This window comes from Nitrincola salilacus, assembly GCF_046271865.1.
Lineage (GTDB): Bacteria > Pseudomonadota > Gammaproteobacteria > Pseudomonadales > Balneatricaceae > Nitrincola > Nitrincola salilacus.
Genome location: NZ_CP176580.1, coordinates 1,065,412 through 1,081,953 on the forward strand (window position 1 = coordinate 1,065,412; position 16,542 = coordinate 1,081,953).

The following is a 16,542-nucleotide window of genomic DNA, read 5'->3' on the forward strand; positions in this document are numbered from 1 at the left end:
GGCTGAAGCGCTTTACTGCAACCGCTCTTTGATCTGAGCGGAAACGGCTCCCATATCGGCGCGCCCCTGAATCTGAGGTCTGACCAGGGCCATTACCTGTCCCATTGCCTGCATCGAGCTTGCGCCCGTGTCGGCGATGGCTTGATCGACTATCTCTTTTATCTCACTATCACTGAGAGGCTGCGGCAGGAAAGTTTTAATCACCTCCGACTCCTGCTGCTCCTTGTCTGCCAGTTCAGGGCGCTCAGCCGCCTGATACTGGGCAATCGACTCGCGACGCTGTTTTAACATCTTGTCCAGCGTGACGATAACGCGTGCATCATCCAGTGTTATTCTCTCGTCTATCTCGATACGGTTCAGTTCTGACAGCATCATGCGAATAGTGCCGAGGCGGACCTTGTCCTTTGCCCTCATGGCATCTTTCATCTGTTCTGTAATCTGTGCTTTCAGATCAGACATGATAGCTTCCCGTATGAGTGATCGAGCGCCTGAATGGTCGCTGTATCAACGATTACGTATTCTACTCAAACAAAGTTTGCAGTTGATCACATTCGAAATGAATGGATCTCAGTAAAGACGTACGCGACGAGACTGTTCACGTGACAGTTTTTTAGCGTGACGCTTAACCGCAGCCGCTGCTTTACGCTTGCGAACTGTAGTGGGTTTTTCGTAGCACTCACGACGACGTACTTCAGCCAGAACACCGGCTTTTTCGCATGAACGCTTGAAGCGACGCAGGGCAACGTCAAACGGCTCGTTGTCTTTTACTTTTACAGCTGGCATCTAAATCCTACCTTGCAATTAATGGGGTTTTGTATGATCTGACGTCTCCTGAAAAGGGGTTGTCCGATCAAGGCACGAAATTTTACTGGCCACTGGGCCTGAAGTAAAGAAAGAAAGCTCGAAATCTCTACATTCATAAAGGATAATAGTCTGCTCTGCCGCCGCTGTAAAAGAAACAGGGGCAGGAAATGATCATTAAGAGTGGTGAAGATGCGAGTATTGGGGATAGAAACCTCTTGTGACGAAACAGGTGTAGCGCTGTATGACAGTGAGAAAGGGCTGTTGTCGGATGCACTGTACAGTCAGGTGGAGATGCATGCGGAGTACGGTGGTGTCGTGCCGGAACTGGCTTCGCGGGACCATATTCGTAAACTGCTGCCGCTGATTCGTGAGGTGCTGCACAAGGCTGACCTGACGATGCCTGATGTTGATGCCATTGCCTACACGGCAGGCCCCGGGCTGATCGGTGCGCTGATGGTGGGTGCATCCACCGCTCGTGCGTTGGCTCTGGGTCTGAATATTCCGGCGATCGGTGTGCATCATATGGAGGGGCATCTGTTGGCTCCGATGCTGGAGGATAATCCCCCGGCCTTTCCTTTCGTGGCACTGCTGGTATCCGGTGGGCATACGCAGTTGGTCAAGGTGACAGATATCGGGCAGTACCATCTGCTGGGTGAATCGTTGGATGATGCTGCCGGTGAGGCTTTTGATAAGGCCGCCAAGATGCTGGGTCTTGATTATCCCGGTGGGCCACTGATCGCAAAACTGGCCGTTCAGGGTGATCGCCAGCGCTTTACTTTTCCGCGCCCCATGACGGATCGGCCTGGGCTGGATTTCAGCTTCTCCGGCCTGAAGACCTTTACACTGAACACATCGAACGCGCATCGCGATGAGCAGGGTAGAATTGATGATCAGACGCGTGCGGACATCGCAGCGGCGTTTGAGGAGGCGGTTGTGGATACGCTGGCGATAAAATGTAGGCGTGCACTGCAGCAGACCGGATTGAAACAACTGGTGATTGCCGGTGGCGTCAGTGCCAATCAGCGACTCAGAGAGAAGCTTGCTGATGTCGTGCAGAAGGAGCGCGCCGGGCTTTTCTATGCCCGCCCGCGCTTCTGTACCGATAATGGTGCGATGATTGCGTATGCCGGGTGCCAGCGTTTACTGGCAGGGCAGAGTAGTGATCTGACGATTCAGGCCAAGCCACGCTGGCCCATGGATACGCTGGCAAGTATCTGATGACAGTAGGTGATATAAAGTAGGGTGCTTCAGAATCGGCGCTCTTTACCGCTGATCAGATTGCGGATGTTGGGGCTGTGGCGAGCAATCAGCAACAGGGCGATCAATGCCATCGGGCTGAGTAGCTCCGGAGCCAGCAGGTAGATGCCGGGCAATGTAATCAGTGCCATGCACAATGATGCGATGGATGCGGTACGAGTCAGTGCGATGATGAGCAGCCAGGTGAAAACCTGTATGAGAAATACGGGCCAGCTCAGCATCAGAGTGCAGCCAAGCGTGGTGGCGACACCTTTGCCACCACGAAAAGCGCCCAGCATCGGGAACAGGTGGCCCAGCACTACGGCCAGTGCGCAGAGGCCAGTCACTCCAGGTGTCAGGTTTGCCAGTTGGGCCAGCCAGATGGCCAGAACGCCTTTGCCGAGATCGCCTGCGAGGGTCAGGCCTGCGGCGACACGGTTGCCGATGCGCAGTACATTGCTGGTTCCTGGGTTGCCTGAGCCTTGTTGACGAGGGTCAGCGATACCCATAGAGTGGCACACCAATAAAGCGGTCGGTATTGAACCGAGCAGATAAGCAACGCTGATCAGCGCCGGTTCCAGCAGGCTATTGATTGGCATAAGCATAACCACAGGATAGATGATGGATCTAGTTTACATACGCGAGCTGCAGGTGGAAACGATAATCGGGATCTATGACTGGGAGCGTCAGGTACGCCAGACGGTCAGTCTTGATCTGGAGATGGGAACCGATATTCGTGCAGCGGCGGCAACGGAAGATATCGAGAACACACTGAACTATAAAAGTGTTTCCAAACGCCTGATCTCCTTTATCAGCGAAAGCGAGTTCCTGCTGGTCGAAACCATGGCGGAAGAGATAGCCCAACTGGTGCTGGATGAGTTTTCCGTACCCTGGTTACGCCTGCGTCTGAGTAAGCCAGGTGCGGTACGTGGGGCTAAGGATGTTGGCGTGATTATCGAAAGGGGAGAGCGTATCTGATGGCGAGAGTGTATCTGAGCCTGGGCAGCAATGTTGATCGCGAACATTACATCAGTATCGCACTGGATGCTCTGAGTGAGCAGTTTGGTGCACTTGAGCTGTCATCCGTTTATGAGAGCGAAGCGGTCGGTTTCGACGGCGACGCCTTCTATAACCTGGTTGCGGGTGTTGATACAGATCTCTCTATCGAAGCGTTATCTCTGGTGCTTAAAGCGATTGAAGACCGTAACGGTCGTGAACGCACGGGTCCACGATTCAGTGCCCGTACGCTGGATATCGATATATTGACATATGATGATTGTGTTGGCCGATTCGGCAAAATTCAGTTGCCGCGGGATGAGGTGTTGAAAAACGCTTTTGTCCTCCTGCCGCTCGCCGAGATCGCACCTGAAGTGGTGCATCCGGAGTGTGGTAGAACCTACGCCAGCCTGTGGCAGGATTACGACCGTAACCAGAAGCTCTGGACGGTCGACTTCATCTGGCAGGGAAAAACAATCTCAAAAAGCTAGAATCAGCGTCTTCTGCCGCCGACCAACAGCATGAAGGTGCCGACTGCAATCGACCCGATGCCTGCCCAGACTGGCACATTGATCGTTTCTTTTTCCTCTACAGACAGGGAGATCGGGCCAATATTGGCTTCATGCGTTTCCTTGGTGAAACTGAAGCTGCCATAAGCCAGTCCGGCCACTCCCAGTACTATCAGAATTAATCCAGCGGCCTTGATTGCATTCATCTTGGTTCTCCTTAACTGTTATACATTAACCATCTATGGCTCATTATATGCTAAAGAGCTGATCCTTTTTGCTTTTTTACCCTTTATGAAAAGAGTGACTTACCGCCATCGACACAGAGGATCTGGCCGGTTATGTAGTGTGCGTTGCTCAGGAAGAGTACGGCATCGGCGATATCCTGAGGGCTGCCGCAGCGCTGCAGCAGAGTCTTGCTTACCACCTCGTGTTGTTGCTCCGGAGTCAGTGCGGCTTTGGCTTCGGGCCAGAGGATCGGGCCGGGGGATACGCCATTCACCCGTACAGCAGGAGCCAGCTCTTTGGCCAGGCTTTGAGTCATCATCTGCAAGCCTGCTTTGGCGATAGAGTATATCGGGTAGCCTTTGAGTCCGCGCTGGGCGTGGATGTCGATCAGGTTGATGATCGCGCCTTCCTGCTCTGCGATCAGGTTGCTGAGACGTGTGCTGATGAAAAATGCTGCGCGAAGGTTGGAGTTGATCAGATCATCCCACGCCTGCTGCGTGACCTGGTCTACAGGTGTTGGATAGAAAGCAGATGCATTATTGATCAGCAGATCAAGGCGGCCAAGCTCAATTACCTGTTCAGCTAAGCGTTCCACCTCAGTCATATCGGTCAGGTTTGCCTGCAGGCATCTGCAGCTGTCCGGGCGTAGTCTGTTCAGCTCTTCGGCCAGAGCGTTGGCTTCAGCGGCTGAGTGGCGATAGTGAATCAGCAGACTGTATCCCTGTTGGTGCAGCGTTCTGGCGATGCAGGCGCCTATCCTCTGGGCTGCGCCGGTGATCAGAGCGACAGGTGAATCAGTAAATGGTGATTCTGTTAAAGATGATCGGTTATCCAGCACATCCCGCTCCAGTTAAAAATGGCTGCAACACTTGAGTTGTTCGGCTTCAATAGCCTGACCAAGAGCCTTGCCAGTAAAACCGGCACGCATCAGATCCTGTGTCGATATACGCTCAAGTGTCAGGAGTAGATCCTGCAACCTGGCGGATAGTTGCAGATCAAAGTCAGGATGTCGTGCCTGGGTCAGATGAAGCAGGGCAGTCAGATTGTTTTGTTTCTTCAGCAGCCTCAGGGCGTGGATCATCTCCAGCCGTTGAGCGGCATCTACCTGCTCAAGTTGGTAAAGTGTTTCATGCCAGCTGCAGAACTGTACTGCCAGATCACGAAAGCGATTGGGCGCCTTGAGGCGTTCGGCTATCTGGGTGATCTGCTGTGATGGTTGCTCTGTTTGCGCGGTCAGAGTTTTCGTGGTCAGAGTGTTCTTGGTTAGAGTCTTCGCGGTCAGGGTCAGCTCGCACAGAAGGGCAAAGCAGCTCTCAGGTGATGAGTCGACCGCCTTTAACCTGTCAATCACAGGAGCAGTCAGCTCCAGATCCAGGCTGGCAAACTCAGGCAGTAGCCTGTCAAGCGCATCGACCTGTTTCAGCACAGCAAGAAATACCAGAGGATGATCCGTCGCCAACGCTCGCTCAAACTCCTGCCAGACGCGCTCTGTCGTGAGGTGTTCCAGCTCACCGCTGTGGCTGATCTGACGCATCAGATCCAGAGTGTCATCAGCTACATCAAACCCAAGTGGCGCAAAGCGTGCGGCAAAGCGTGCCACGCGAAGCACGCGCAGAGGGTCTTCGGAAAAAGCATCGGATACATGGCGCAGTTTGCGTGCGGCGATATCTTTCTCACCACCATAAGGATCAACCAGCTCGCCCTGTTCGGATTGCGCCATGGCGTTAATGGTCAGATCCCGCCGTGCCAGGTCCTCTTCAAGCGTGACCTCTGGAGAGGCATGAAACTGGAAGCCAGCATAGCCATGGCCCGATTTGCGCTCGGTTCTGGCAAGCGCGTACTCTTCGCCTGTATCGGGTTTGATAAAAACGGGAAAATCACGACCAACGGGACGAAAACCCTGTGCGAGAAGATCATCAGCACTGGCGCCGACAACAACCCAGTCACGATCCTTGATTGCCAGTCCGAGTAATTCATCTCTGACGGCACCACCAACCAGATAGATCTGCATCAGACGCTGCACAGCTCCGGAAAATCCTGACGCCAGGCTTCATAGCCGCCATCGAGGCTGTACACATCGGCAAAGCCCTGGGAGGCGAGGTATCCGGCAGCGGGTTTGCTACTGTTGCCGTGATAGCAGCAGACAATCATGGGAATCTCACGTGGGCTCTGTGTCAAAAACTGATCCAGATTATCATTGCTCAGGTGATGAGCATCCGTGATATGGCCGAATTGATAGCTTTGCTGATCACGGATATCTGCAATCCGGGCACCCTGGGTGATCAGTTCGGCTGCTTCTTGTGTTGATATACAGCGATAGGCTGGCATCATGTTCCTCAGCTGGCTTGTGTTGATGTTCTGGGTTTGCGTGAATAGGCGTCGCAACTCTGACTGAACAGGGCACCATCTTCAAGCCTGAAGGTGGTCAGTTTATTCCCCCAGACACAGCCTGTATCCAGAGCTATGACACCATCGTGCTGAATTTCGCCAAGAGCTGCCCAGTGTCCAAAAAGTTGAGTGCGCTCAAGTGGCTCTTCCCGTTGTGCCAGATACCAGGGGAGAAAACCTTTGGGTGCGCTGCCCAAACCACCATTGCCCGAAAACTCAAGCCGACCATCCTGTGTGATGAAGCGCATGCGGGTGAAGTAGTTGGTGATCAGTCTCAGGCGGGACCAGCCTTCAATCTTTCTGTTCCACTGATCCGGCTTGTTGCCATACATATGCTTGAAAAATTCGCCTGCAAGATGGCTTTGCAGAATGATTTCCACCTCCTCGGCGCGCTTTCTGGCTTTGCGCAGCGACCAGATATGTGGAATGCCGGCATGAGTCATTACATAACCGAGTTCAGCGTTATCGATCAGCATGGGTCTGAAGCGTAGCCAGTCCATCAGTTCTTCGCGATCATCCGCTTGCAGAATCGGCTGGAGTGTGTTGTTGCGCTTGTCGAGGGTCGCACCATAATGCAGTGCAAGCAGATGCAGATCATGATTACCGAGCACAGTCGTTGCGCGATTGCCAAGGCTCTTGATAAAACGCAGCACACGTAACGACTGAGGGCCGCGATTGACCAGATCGCCGGCAAGCCATAGAGAGTCAGTGTCGCTGAAACCCACCTGATCAAGCAGGCCCATTAACTCATCGTAACAGCCCTGAATGTCGCCGATTGCGTAAGTTGCCATCTGCCCTCGTCTCAATGCACCTCGCTGAACCGGTCGGGCGCACAATTAAATTTATTAAACGAATCATAGCCTAATTGACTGCATACTTCACGATGGCAGATGAGAGCAGGAGATCACGTTGATCAAAGAGACCATATAAAGAGACCGCATGATGCTGGTATGAAATGCTTGAGCCTGCTGGCTCTACAGGTCATGATCAGCGCTGATCAGAGATAGATAACAGTGCGCCTTGTTATCGAACCGCTTGTAACGGTTTTACGAGGTGCCCACAGATATTGGAGATGGAAATGGCTATTGCAACTTTTGCGGCTGGGTGTTTCTGGGGGGTGGAGGCCACCTTTGCAGAAGTGGAGGGGGTGCTGTCCACCGCAGTCGGTTATATGGGTGGCAATAAGGATCAGCCGACCTATCAGGAGGTTTGTGCGGGTAATACACTGCATGCTGAAGTGGTACAGGTCGAATATGATCCCGAGCAGGTGGATTACGAGCAGTTGCTGAATGTATTCTGGCAGTGTCATAACCCGACGACACGCAATCGTCAGGGGCCGGATGTCGGTACTCAGTATCGGTCTGCGATCTTCTTTCATGACGAGATGCAGAAAGATGTGGCAGAGCAAAGCCGTAAAGCGCTGGATGACAGTGGCGTGCTGCCTTCCCCCGTTGTGACTGAAATTGTACCTGCTGCTACCTTCTGGAAAGCAGAAGAGTATCACCAGCAGTACATAGCCAAGAAGGGGGGCGGCAGCTGCCGTATCTGACCTCGACTGATGAATCTGATACTCGTTGGCCCGGAGGAGCTGGGCGAAGAGGGGTGCGTCTCTCTTACTGACAGGCGCTTTGAACATATCAGGGTAGTGCACAAGGCAAGCCCCGGAGATACGCTGAAAATGGGTGTTCTCGGCGGTGGTGTCGGCGTTGCACAGGTGCTGCAGATTGATGATGCTCAGGTGCTGCTGCAGATGAATCCTGATGCGCTGCAGGCAGCACCCGAGAGTCTACCGGTGACCCTGGTTCTGGCCTTGCCACGCCCCAAAATGATGAAGCGTACACTCCAGACAGTAGCTGCCATGGGGGTCAAGCAGATCTGGCTGATCAACTCTTATCGAGTGGATAAAAGCTACTGGTCGACTCCGCTGCTGCAACCTGAAGCGATTCGGGAGCAGTTGCTGCTGGGGCTTGAGCAGGCGGGCGATACCATCATGCCGGAGGTACATCTGCGCAAGCGATTCAAACCCTTTGTGGAAGATGAGCTGCCGGCCATTGCGCAAAATACACGTGCGCTGGTGGCGCATCCTTATCATGCTCAGCCGTGTCCGATGGCTGAGCTTTCGCCTACCACCCTTGCTGTCGGCCCGGAGGGTGGCTTTATCACCTATGAAGTTGAGAAGCTGGCTGAGGCGGGCTTTCAGCCGATATTGCTGGGTAGCCGTATCCTCAGGGTTGAGACGGCCATTCCGGTTGTGCTGGCAAGGCTGTTTCCTTTGCAGTGATTGTTTGATTCGGCGTCAATGATGTAGATCAAAGAAAGGTGGTGTTTAAAAAATTAATAAGAATCATACTTGTTTGTATTGACAGTAGCGCTCCATATGCGAATAATTCTTCTTAAGTTATTGGCGCTGGGATTACTCAGCGACACATTCACATGTTGGTACAAGGAATTGAATGATGCATAAGAAGATCCTCGCTGGTCTGGCAATTGCCGGTACGCTTGTTGCAGCGCCATTCGCTGCGGCATCCAGTCTGACACTCTACTCAGGTCGTGGTGAGGCGATGGTTCAGCCGATCATCGATCAGTTTGAGAAGCAGTCAGGTATCAAGGTTGATGTGCGCTATGGTGATACAGCCCAGTTGGCTGTTCTGGTTCAGGAAGAGGGTGAGCGTTCGCCTGCTGATCTGTACTGGGGTCAGGATGCCGGTGCAATGGGTGCTCTGAGCAATTCAGACCTTCTGGCGTCGCTTCCTGCTGAAATGTATGAAGGTCTGCCTGCAGTCTATACCAGCCAGAAGGGTAACTGGGTAGCGCTGAGTGGTCGTTCACGTGTTATTGCCTACTCAACCGACCGTGTCAGCGAAGATGAGATGCCTTCATCCATCTTTGATCTGACACATGAGCGTTACAAGGGTCGTGTTGCAATTCCACCAACGAACGGTGGCTTCCAGGCATTTGTGACCGGTATGCGCGTTCAGCATGGTGATGATGTGACCCTGCAGTGGCTGAAAGATATGAAAGCCAATGATCCGGTATACTTTCGCAATAACACTACCTCTGTTGCGGGTATAGCCGATGGCGATGTAGACTTCGCATTGGTAAATAATTATTATTTGCCGCGCTTTGTCGCCGCAGACAGCGAGTTCCCGGTCAAACAGACCTATTTTGACGCTGGCGACATAGGTAACCTGATCAACGTAGCAGGTATCGCTGTTCTCAAAAGCAGCAAAAATCAGGAAGCTGCCCAGGAGTTCGTGAAGTTCATGCTCAGCCCTGCTGCCCAGCAGTACTTCACCTCAGTGGTTAATGAATATCCTGTCGTAAGCGGAATCATTCAGAATCCAGTGCTGGGTGATCTGGATGATCTGCTTGAAATCGCACCTGAAATTGATCTGGATCAGCTGGCAGATCTCGAAGGTACGCTTAAACTGCTGCGCGACGCCGAGCTGCTGTAACAGCCACCGATCGACAGCCCGTCTGCCTTTTCAATACAGGCAGATGGAATTCAGCAGGCCAATGCTGGAGGAAACTCCACATTGGCCTTACGTGTTTTTATTTTGTGGTGATACATCTGCTTTTGATACATCAGGGTTTGATGCCATCGCTTGTTGATAAAAGGTAAGTGAGCTTGTCAGTGAGTCGCCATGAGTAGCAGTGTTGCAGTTCGTATTCAGCGGCCACAGGTAAAGCGTCCGCCGTTGTTTATCATGATACCCGCCATGCTGGTAGGTATCGGCATGCTGGTGCCACTGGTCTATCTCTTTGTGCGAGCCGGCCAGGCTGATATGTCCCAGCTTGTCGACCTGGTGCTCAGGCCACGCAATCTCGATCTTCTAATCAATACGCTGGCTCTGACCTTTGGTGTCCTGCTGGTCGCAACTTTCCTGGCATTTCCACTGGCTTGGCTGGTCACCCGCACAGATATGCCCTATCGCCGCCTGTTGACTATTCTGGCGGTTGTACCGCTGGCAGTACCCGGCTATGTGATGGCCTATGCACTTCTGGGTATCGGGGGGCATTATGGTGTGCTGGCGCGGTTGTTTGATATCCATATTCCCAATATCCAGGGGTACTGGGGGGCCGTCTGGGCGCTGGCGCTGTATACCTTTCCCTATATTTTTCTGAATTTGCGTGCCGCTCTGCTGGGTCTCGACAGCAGTCTTGAAGAGAGTGCGCAGAGCCTGGGTTATTCCCCTTTTGAAGTGCTGAGGAAAATCATCCTGCCACATCTGGCCCCTGCCATACTGGCTGGGTATCTGGTGGTTGGACTTTATGTGCTCGGTGATTTCGGTGCGGTGGCACTGATGCGCTACGAAGCCTTCAGCTATGCGATCTATAACCAGTACTCAGGTGCGTTTGATCGTATTTATGCCGCCTGGTTATCGATCATGCTGCTGTCATTGGCTGCCTGCTTTGTTTTCATGGAGATGCTGGTACTCAGGCGAAAGCGCCTGGCCAGCGTCGGCAGTGGGTCGATTCGGCCGATCAAGCCTAAAGCGCTGGGGCGGATGAAGCCATTTGCTGTGATCTATCTGCTGTTTGTATTCGGCAGCTCCATTGGCCTGCCGATTGCGATGCTCTCTTACTGGCTGTTTCTGGCTCCGCCCGATTTGAGTGTGTTCCTGCAGGTGCCCTGGACTTTCGCCCGTTCCGTTTTTGCTGCGATGCCGGCTGCCGTTCTGGCCGCTCTGTGTGCGCTGCCTGTGTGTTATCTCAGTGTGCGCTATCCATCACGCCTGTCGGCAGCAGTAGAGCGCTCCGTGTATATCGGCTATGCGCTGCCACCACTGACTCTGGCGCTGGCAATGGTGTTCTTTGCCCTGCATGCCGCCTACTTTTTCTACCAGACGCTGGGTTTGCTGATCATCAGCCTGACAGTGGCCACGCTGGCGCTGGCGATGGGGCCAATTCGCAGCGCATTGATGCAGACGCGCCCTAATCTGGAAGAGGCCTCCTACGCTCTGGGATACTCCCAGTCCGAAACCTTCTACCATGTCGTGTTTCCGCGCATGCGCAGAGGGATACTGTCGGGCGTGGCGCTGGCATTCATGTTCTGTATGAAAGAGCTGCCGATTACACTGTTACTGGCGCCGACCGGTTACAATACTCTGGCAGTAACCGTTTTTTCCCGCACGGTAGAGGGCATGATGGCAGAAGCCGCTCCCTTTGCAGCCGCCATTGTCATCTTTTCGGGGCTGTCGGTGGGAATGGTGCTTAATCGCGAGGCAAACCGATGAACAGTAATCAGATGGTGAGAAGTGGCGTGGAGGTTGTCGATCCGCTGTCGGCCAGTTGGGCTGAGCAGATACGTGTCGAACATCTGACCAAACACTTTCACAGCGAAGATCCAGCAGCAGTGGATGATCTCTCTTTTTCACTGCATGCCGGTGAGATCCTGGCGCTGCTGGGGCCAAGTGGTTGCGGTAAAACCACGACGTTGAGAATGATCGCGGGCTTTGAGCAGCCCAATGCCGGTCGCATCCATCTGCATGGGCGTGATGTCACAGATCTGTCGCCACAGCAGCGCAAGATCGGTATCGTGTTTCAGGATTATGCCCTGTTCCCGCATATGACCGTGGAGCAGAATGTCAGTTTTGCGATGCGCCATCTGTCCAAGGCGAAGCGTCCTGCCAAGGCTGTTGAGTGGTTGGCGTTGATGGGGCTGTCAACGCTGACAACCCGTTACCCGCATGAGCTTTCCGGTGGCCAGCAACAGCGTGTCGCGCTGGCAAGAACGCTTGCAGCAGAACCGGATCTGGTACTGCTGGATGAGCCTTTCTCAAATCTTGATGCATCGTTGCGCGAGAGTACCCGCAACGAGATGCGACACCTGTTCAAACAGGCTGGTACCACCGTGATACTGGTCACGCATGATCAGGCCGAAGCACTGACCTTTGCTGACAAGGTAGGAGTGATGAGCGCCGGTAAACTGGTACAGCTTGATACGCCACAAATGGTTTATCAGTATCCGAGCAATGCCTTTGTGGCACGTTTTCTTGGCCACACCAACCTCATCTGCGGGCTGGCCGAAGATGGTAAGGTCAAAACACCGCTGGGTGATCTGGTGGTGGCTGATGAAGTGGCCGGCGAAATCAGGCTGTCATTGAGGCCAGAAGATCTGTTCCTGACGCAATCCATGGATGGTAAAGGCGCGAAAGTGGTAGGGCGCGAATTCCGAGGGCACGATTACTTCTACATACTGGAGCAGGATGGCGCGCAATACTGCGTTATCACCCCCAGCCACCACTGCTTCGATATCGGCAGCCGGGTCAATATCAGTGTGCTGCGTACTGGGGCCGTTTTGCCGGAATAGCTGCCTGGATAAGTATCAGTACAGATACCAGTTCAGAATATCCTGGCCCCAGAGCAGGGCGACCCAACCGGCTATTGCCAGGTAAGGGCCGAAGGGCAGCGGGTTCTGCGCTTCATGCCGCTTTACCGCAATCATCAAGCCAGCCAGAATCACACCGGCCACCGATGAGAAAAGAATCACCATCGGCAGCACCGACACGCCACCCCAGGCACCGAAGGCAGCCAGCAGCTTGAAGTCGCCGTAGCCCATCCCCTCTTTGCCGGTCAGCAGCTTGAACAGCCAGTAAACACTCCAGAGCACCAGATACCCCAGCGCAGCACCCCACACCGCATCAGACAGGCTCGTGATCAGTTCAAAGCTGTTCAGTATCAGCCCCAGCCACAGCAGCGGCAGTGTCAGGCTGTCTGGGAGGAGGTGATGATCAATATCGATAAATGTGAGTGCAATCAGTGTCCAGGTCATCAGCAGCAGTGCTACGCCGAGTGGTGTGATGCCGTAACGCCAGGCAATGAATGCACCGGCCAGGCCGCTGAGCAGTTCAATCAGAGGGTAGCGAATCGAGATGGATGTCTGGCAAGAACTGCAGCGACCACGCAGAAACAGATAGCTGAATACCGGTATATTTTCATACCAGGTGATCAGATGACCACAATGACCGCAGCGTGAACGAGGGGTGGCCAGATTAAAGGGTGGCTCTCCTTCCGTAGTAGTGCGAGCTGAATCTTGATCCTCTGCCACCATGGCAGCCTTCCACTCACGCTCCATCATCACCGGTAGGCGCAGAATGACCACGTTCAGAAAACTACCCACCAGCAGCGAAAACAGCAGCCCTGTCAAAGCGGCCCAACCACTGCCGGCAGGGAAAAGTTCAAATGCGAGTATCAAATTCCGTATCCACCATTCTCAGTCCTTACACTACGTTACCCAGCTGGAATATCGGCAGGTACATGGCAATAACCAGACCACCAACCAGAACACCCAGCACCACCATGATCAAAGGTTCCAGCAGGCTGGAGAGGTTATCGACGGCGTTATCAACCTCCTCTTCATAAAAGCTGGCGATCTTGTCCAGCATCGCATCCAGCGAACCCGCTTCCTCACCAATGGCGATCATCTGGGTGACCATCACCGGATAAACGCCGGTCATGTTTACCGCATTCTGTAGCGACTGACCGGTGGATACGCCGTTACGTATCTGGATGATGGAGGTGCGATATACCACGTTTCCTGCAGCCCCGGCAGCCGAATCCAGCGCTGTCACCAACGGCACGCCGGCGGCAAAGGTTGTGGATAGGGTTCGGGCAAAGCGGGCAATGGCAGCCTTTTGAAGAATCTCCCCAAGGACTGGAATTTTAAGAACAAATCGGTCGACGCCATCTGAAAATTTCTGCGACTTCTCCATCATCTTCGAAAAGCCAAAGCCAAAGGCTACCATTCCGATCAGAGCAAAAAACCAATAGGACTGTGCGAATTCCGATAAGCCAATCACGAAAAGCGTAAATGCAGGTAGGTCAGCACCAAAACTCTGGAAAATATCCTGAAACTGAGGGACCACTTTGACCAGCAAGATTGCTGACACCGCAATACCCACCACCACAACTGCAGCAGGGTAGGTCATTGCCTTTTTGATCTTGGCTTTCAGTGATTCGATCTTTTCCTTATATTCGGCGATGCGATCGAGCATGGTTTCCAGCGCACCGGATTGTTCACCGGCCTCTACCAGCGAGCAGAAGAGATCATCAAAATACTTGGGGTGTCTTTTCAGCGCGGTGGACAGATCAGTACCACCGTTGACATCGTTACGCACTTCGTAAATAAGCTCTTTAAGCTTGGTTTTCTCGCAGCCATTGGCTACGATCTCCAGCCCTTGCAGCAGCGGTACACCCGATTTCATCATGGTGGCCATCTGGCGGGTAAAGAATGCGATATCCAGTGGCTTGATCGGCTTATTCTTACTGCTTAAAAAACTGATGCTGCGCTCTTTGGCTACCCTTTTTGGATTGATCCCCTGCTTGCGCAGGTGGGCCTTGGCCATGGCAATATTTTCGGCGTCGATCTTGCCCTTGCTCTTGTTGCCGCTTTTGTCTTTGCCTTCCCAGGCGTAAGTGACCTTTTTCTTCTCTTTAACTGCTGTAGCCATGGTGCTTCACTTCCGCCGTCAGGTTTTGATTACGCGGTTCATCTCTTCAAGGCTGGTCACGCCGCTGGCCACCTTGATCAGGGCAGATTGGCGCAGGGTTTTAAAGCCTTGCTGGCGTGCAACACGCAGAATATCCAATGATGTTCCGTTCTCCATGATGCATTCGGCGATCTCGGGAGACATCGCCAGCATCTCATAGATACCGACACGACCCTTATATCCCTTGTTGCATTTCTGGCAGCCCTCATGATTGGCTTCGAACAGATGAAGGTTGGGGATCTGATCGGCGGTAAAGCCCTCTTCCAACAGTGTAGCCTCAGGAACAGAAGATGGCCTCTTGCAGGACTCACACAAACGTCGGCCAAGGCGCTGAGCAATGATCAAACTGACCGAGGTTGCAACGTTAAATGCCGGTACACCCATATTACGTAGACGAGTCAGTGTTTCCGGGGCACTGTTGGTATGCAGTGTCGACAGTACCATATGACCGGTCTGAGCCGCTTTGATCGCGATTTCGGCGGTTTCAAGATCTCGGATCTCACCCACCATCACTACATCGGGGTCCTGACGCAAAAACGCACGCAGCGCCTCAGCAAAGGTCAGGCCTACCTTGTTATTCACATGTACCTGGTTGATCCCATCCATATTGATTTCGACGGGGTCCTCGGCGGTGGAAATATTACGCTCCGAGTTGTTCAGAATATTCAGGCCAGTGTAGAGAGTTACGGTTTTACCTGAACCGGTCGGGCCCGTCACCAGAATCATCCCCTGAGGCTGATCCAGCGTCTTGAGATAGATTTCCCGCTGATCCGGTTCAAAGCCCAGTGCCTCCACGCCGATTTTTGCGCTGCCGGGGTCCAGAATACGCAGCACGATCTTCTCACCCCAAAGGGTGGGCAGGCTGTTGACACGGAAATCGATGGAGCGGTTCTTCGAGATCTTGAGTTTGATGCGTCCATCCTGAGGCATGCGCCGCTCAGAGATATCCATCTGTGACATCACTTTGAGTCGTGCTCCCAGGCGTGAGGCGAGATTCAACGGGGGTTTGTGCACCACCTGCAGAATCCCGTCGATACGACAGCGCACCCGATAGGTTTTCTCGTAAGGTTCAAAGTGAATATCTGAAGCGCCGGTCTTGATCGCATCCATCAATACTTTGTTGATAAACCTGACGATGGGCGCATCACTGGCGGCATCCTCGGCGGTCTGCTCCTCTTCGCGCTTTGTCGAGCCGTCATCGATATCAATATTATCAAGGTCGGCATCGTCCAGCTCGCCCAGCGCATCGCTCTGCTCATCCAGGTATTTCTCAAGCTTGTGTGCCAGCTTATCCTGCTCAACGATGACCACTTCGGTAGTTACGCCAGTGTGGAACTTGATCTCATCCACACCCTGCATATTGGTCGGATCGGCCACCGCGACATAAAGGCGGTTGTCACGCTTCATCAGAGGTAGCATCTGATGTTTGTTAATCAGAGATTCGGCCACCAGGCCTTTGGGGAGTGTGTCGCCGGGGATGGTATCAAGATCAAGCAGAGGCAGGCCAAACTCTTCCGAAGCGGCAGATGCGGCACGGTGAGCACTGATCAGGCGCTGTTTGATGATATAGCTGACAAACGGCTCTTTTTCCTGACGGGATTTGGCCACGGCATCAGCTGCGACTTCGGCTGAAAGGGCCCCATCCTGCACCAGTCTCTTGGCCAGTCCACTTAAGGGTTGAACGCCTTGTGTCACCTGCACTCCCACGATTCTCTTTTTAAGATACAGAGTATTGCAATCAAAACACAGATCTCTCCAGTTATCAATGAACTGGCCAGCCCTTTACAGGTTGCGCCTCAACACAGCAAAAGTCATTATGATCACTCTGGAGTCGGCTTAAGTCACAGTTAGGTCTCAGGATTCCTTGAACAGTAATATAATGACATGCTTTT

General features: G+C 53.3%; 19 protein-coding genes. 8 read left to right on the forward strand and 11 right to left on the reverse strand.

Going from position 1 to position 16,542, the window contains the following annotated elements:
* Nucleotides 1-12: 12 nt before the first annotated feature.
* Nucleotides 13-459, reverse strand: coding sequence for a GatB/YqeY domain-containing protein (locus ACK3CJ_RS04950; protein ID WP_151703809.1), 447 nt, complete (start codon nt 457-459; stop codon nt 13-15).
* Between the two features lie 108 nt (nt 460-567).
* Complete coding sequence (gene rpsU / locus ACK3CJ_RS04955) at nt 568-783, reverse strand: 30S ribosomal protein S21 (protein ID WP_151703808.1); 216 nt, start codon at nt 781-783, stop codon at nt 568-570.
* A gap of 210 nt (nt 784-993) precedes the next feature.
* Between rpsU and tsaD the strand changes: the two genes are divergently transcribed.
* Complete coding sequence (tsaD, locus tag ACK3CJ_RS04960) at nt 994-2,022, forward strand: tRNA (adenosine(37)-N6)-threonylcarbamoyltransferase complex transferase subunit TsaD (RefSeq protein ID WP_409526548.1); 1,029 nt, start codon at nt 994-996, stop codon at nt 2,020-2,022.
* 29 nt (nt 2,023-2,051) lie between these two features.
* On the opposite strand, the gene plsY is transcribed toward tsaD, so the two are convergent.
* The gene (gene plsY / locus ACK3CJ_RS04965) at nt 2,052-2,639 is read right to left on the reverse strand and encodes a glycerol-3-phosphate 1-O-acyltransferase PlsY (RefSeq protein ID WP_409525318.1); all 588 of its coding nucleotides are present in this window, start codon (nt 2,637-2,639) and stop codon (nt 2,052-2,054) included.
* Between the two features lie 22 nt (nt 2,640-2,661).
* Between plsY and folB the strand changes: the two genes are divergently transcribed.
* Both folB and folK read left to right on the forward strand, forming a co-directional pair.
* A complete protein-coding gene (gene folB, locus ACK3CJ_RS04970; protein WP_409525320.1) occupies nt 2,662-3,018 on the forward strand; it encodes a dihydroneopterin aldolase in 357 nt (118 codons plus the stop codon).
* Entirely contained in the window at nt 3,018-3,527 is a 510-nt protein-coding gene (gene folK / locus ACK3CJ_RS04975; protein ID WP_409525321.1) for a 2-amino-4-hydroxy-6-hydroxymethyldihydropteridine diphosphokinase, read from the forward strand. Before folB ends, folK begins: the two co-directional genes overlap by 1 nt.
* 2 nt (nt 3,528-3,529) lie before the next feature.
* Here the strand turns inward: folK and ACK3CJ_RS04980 are convergent, their stop codons facing one another.
* The 5 genes from ACK3CJ_RS04980 to ACK3CJ_RS05000 all read right to left on the reverse strand — a co-directional run bounded on the left by ACK3CJ_RS04980 (nt 3,530) and on the right by ACK3CJ_RS05000 (nt 6,949).
* Complete coding sequence (locus ACK3CJ_RS04980; protein WP_409525322.1) at nt 3,530-3,751, reverse strand: hypothetical protein; 222 nt, start codon at nt 3,749-3,751, stop codon at nt 3,530-3,532.
* Nucleotides 3,752-3,834: 83 nt separating this feature from the next.
* Nucleotides 3,835-4,608, reverse strand: a complete 774-nt coding sequence (locus ACK3CJ_RS04985; RefSeq protein ID WP_409525323.1) for a pteridine reductase — start codon at nt 4,606-4,608, stop codon at nt 3,835-3,837.
* A 12-nt stretch (nt 4,609-4,620) separates the two neighbouring features.
* The gene (locus ACK3CJ_RS04990) at nt 4,621-5,793 is read right to left on the reverse strand and encodes a hypothetical protein (RefSeq protein WP_409525324.1); all 1,173 of its coding nucleotides are present in this window, start codon (nt 5,791-5,793) and stop codon (nt 4,621-4,623) included.
* On the reverse strand, nt 5,781-6,101 hold the full coding sequence (gene glpE / locus ACK3CJ_RS04995; protein ID WP_409525325.1) for a thiosulfate sulfurtransferase GlpE: 321 nt from the start codon (nt 6,099-6,101) through the stop codon (nt 5,781-5,783). Before glpE ends, ACK3CJ_RS04990 begins: the two co-directional genes overlap by 13 nt.
* A 5-nt stretch (nt 6,102-6,106) precedes the next feature.
* Nucleotides 6,107-6,949 (reverse strand): symmetrical bis(5'-nucleosyl)-tetraphosphatase, encoded by an 843-nt coding sequence (locus ACK3CJ_RS05000; RefSeq protein ID WP_409525326.1) that lies wholly within the window; start codon nt 6,947-6,949, stop codon nt 6,107-6,109.
* A gap of 287 nt (nt 6,950-7,236) precedes the next feature.
* Here ACK3CJ_RS05000 and msrA point away from each other — a divergent pair, with 287 nt between their 5' ends.
* From msrA to ACK3CJ_RS05025, 5 genes are all read left to right on the forward strand, one after another.
* A complete protein-coding gene (gene msrA / locus ACK3CJ_RS05005) occupies nt 7,237-7,707 on the forward strand; it encodes a peptide-methionine (S)-S-oxide reductase MsrA (protein WP_409525327.1) in 471 nt (156 codons plus the stop codon).
* Between the two features lie 9 nt (nt 7,708-7,716).
* Nucleotides 7,717-8,439 (forward strand): 16S rRNA (uracil(1498)-N(3))-methyltransferase, encoded by a 723-nt coding sequence (locus ACK3CJ_RS05010; protein ID WP_409525328.1) that lies wholly within the window; start codon nt 7,717-7,719, stop codon nt 8,437-8,439.
* Between the two features lie 175 nt (nt 8,440-8,614).
* Nucleotides 8,615-9,613: an iron ABC transporter substrate-binding protein gene (locus tag ACK3CJ_RS05015; protein ID WP_409525329.1), complete on the forward strand. Its 999-nt coding sequence runs from the start codon at nt 8,615-8,617 to the stop codon at nt 9,611-9,613.
* A 189-nt stretch (nt 9,614-9,802) separates the two neighbouring features.
* The gene (locus ACK3CJ_RS05020; RefSeq protein WP_409525331.1) at nt 9,803-11,395 is read left to right on the forward strand and encodes an ABC transporter permease; all 1,593 of its coding nucleotides are present in this window, start codon (nt 9,803-9,805) and stop codon (nt 11,393-11,395) included.
* A complete protein-coding gene (locus tag ACK3CJ_RS05025; protein WP_409525332.1) occupies nt 11,392-12,471 on the forward strand; it encodes an ABC transporter ATP-binding protein in 1,080 nt (359 codons plus the stop codon). Before ACK3CJ_RS05020 ends, ACK3CJ_RS05025 begins: the two co-directional genes overlap by 4 nt.
* A gap of 15 nt (nt 12,472-12,486) precedes the next feature.
* On the opposite strand, the gene ACK3CJ_RS05030 is transcribed toward ACK3CJ_RS05025, so the two are convergent.
* The 3 genes from ACK3CJ_RS05030 to pilB are packed head-to-tail and all read right to left on the reverse strand — an operon-like array spanning nt 12,487 to nt 16,345.
* Nucleotides 12,487-13,356: a prepilin peptidase gene (locus ACK3CJ_RS05030; RefSeq protein ID WP_409525333.1), complete on the reverse strand. Its 870-nt coding sequence runs from the start codon at nt 13,354-13,356 to the stop codon at nt 12,487-12,489.
* A gap of 25 nt (nt 13,357-13,381) precedes the next feature.
* On the reverse strand, nt 13,382-14,611 hold the full coding sequence (locus tag ACK3CJ_RS05035; RefSeq protein WP_409525334.1) for a type II secretion system F family protein: 1,230 nt from the start codon (nt 14,609-14,611) through the stop codon (nt 13,382-13,384).
* An 18-nt stretch (nt 14,612-14,629) separates the two neighbouring features.
* On the reverse strand, nt 14,630-16,345 hold the full coding sequence (gene pilB, locus ACK3CJ_RS05040; RefSeq protein ID WP_409525335.1) for a type IV-A pilus assembly ATPase PilB: 1,716 nt from the start codon (nt 16,343-16,345) through the stop codon (nt 14,630-14,632).
* Nucleotides 16,346-16,542: the final 197 nt, after the last annotated feature.

Coding starts and splice junctions, on each gene's coding strand:
- folB (WP_409525320.1), top strand. CDS start 2,662: ATGGATCTAGTTTACATACGCGAGCTGCAGGTGGAAACGATAATCGGG.
- msrA (WP_409525327.1), top strand. CDS start 7,237: ATGGCTATTGCAACTTTTGCGGCTGGGTGTTTCTGGGGGGTGGAGGCC.
- rpsU (WP_151703808.1), bottom strand. CDS start 783: ATGCCAGCTGTAAAAGTAAAAGACAACGAGCCGTTTGACGTTGCCCTG.
- tsaD (WP_409526548.1), top strand. CDS start 994: ATGCGAGTATTGGGGATAGAAACCTCTTGTGACGAAACAGGTGTAGCG.
- ACK3CJ_RS04950 (WP_151703809.1), bottom strand. CDS start 459: ATGTCTGATCTGAAAGCACAGATTACAGAACAGATGAAAGATGCCATG.
- ACK3CJ_RS04980 (WP_409525322.1), bottom strand. CDS start 3,751: ATGAATGCAATCAAGGCCGCTGGATTAATTCTGATAGTACTGGGAGTG.
- glpE (WP_409525325.1), bottom strand. CDS start 6,101: ATGATGCCAGCCTATCGCTGTATATCAACACAAGAAGCAGCCGAACTG.
- ACK3CJ_RS05010 (WP_409525328.1), top strand. CDS start 7,717: ATGAATCTGATACTCGTTGGCCCGGAGGAGCTGGGCGAAGAGGGGTGC.
- ACK3CJ_RS05020 (WP_409525331.1), top strand. CDS start 9,803: ATGAGTAGCAGTGTTGCAGTTCGTATTCAGCGGCCACAGGTAAAGCGT.
- plsY (WP_409525318.1), bottom strand. CDS start 2,639: ATGCCAATCAATAGCCTGCTGGAACCGGCGCTGATCAGCGTTGCTTAT.
- ACK3CJ_RS05035 (WP_409525334.1), bottom strand. CDS start 14,611: ATGGCTACAGCAGTTAAAGAGAAGAAAAAGGTCACTTACGCCTGGGAA.
- ACK3CJ_RS05015 (WP_409525329.1), top strand. CDS start 8,615: ATGCATAAGAAGATCCTCGCTGGTCTGGCAATTGCCGGTACGCTTGTT.
- folK (WP_409525321.1), top strand. CDS start 3,018: ATGGCGAGAGTGTATCTGAGCCTGGGCAGCAATGTTGATCGCGAACAT.
- ACK3CJ_RS05000 (WP_409525326.1), bottom strand. CDS start 6,949: ATGGCAACTTACGCAATCGGCGACATTCAGGGCTGTTACGATGAGTTA.
- ACK3CJ_RS05025 (WP_409525332.1), top strand. CDS start 11,392: ATGAACAGTAATCAGATGGTGAGAAGTGGCGTGGAGGTTGTCGATCCG.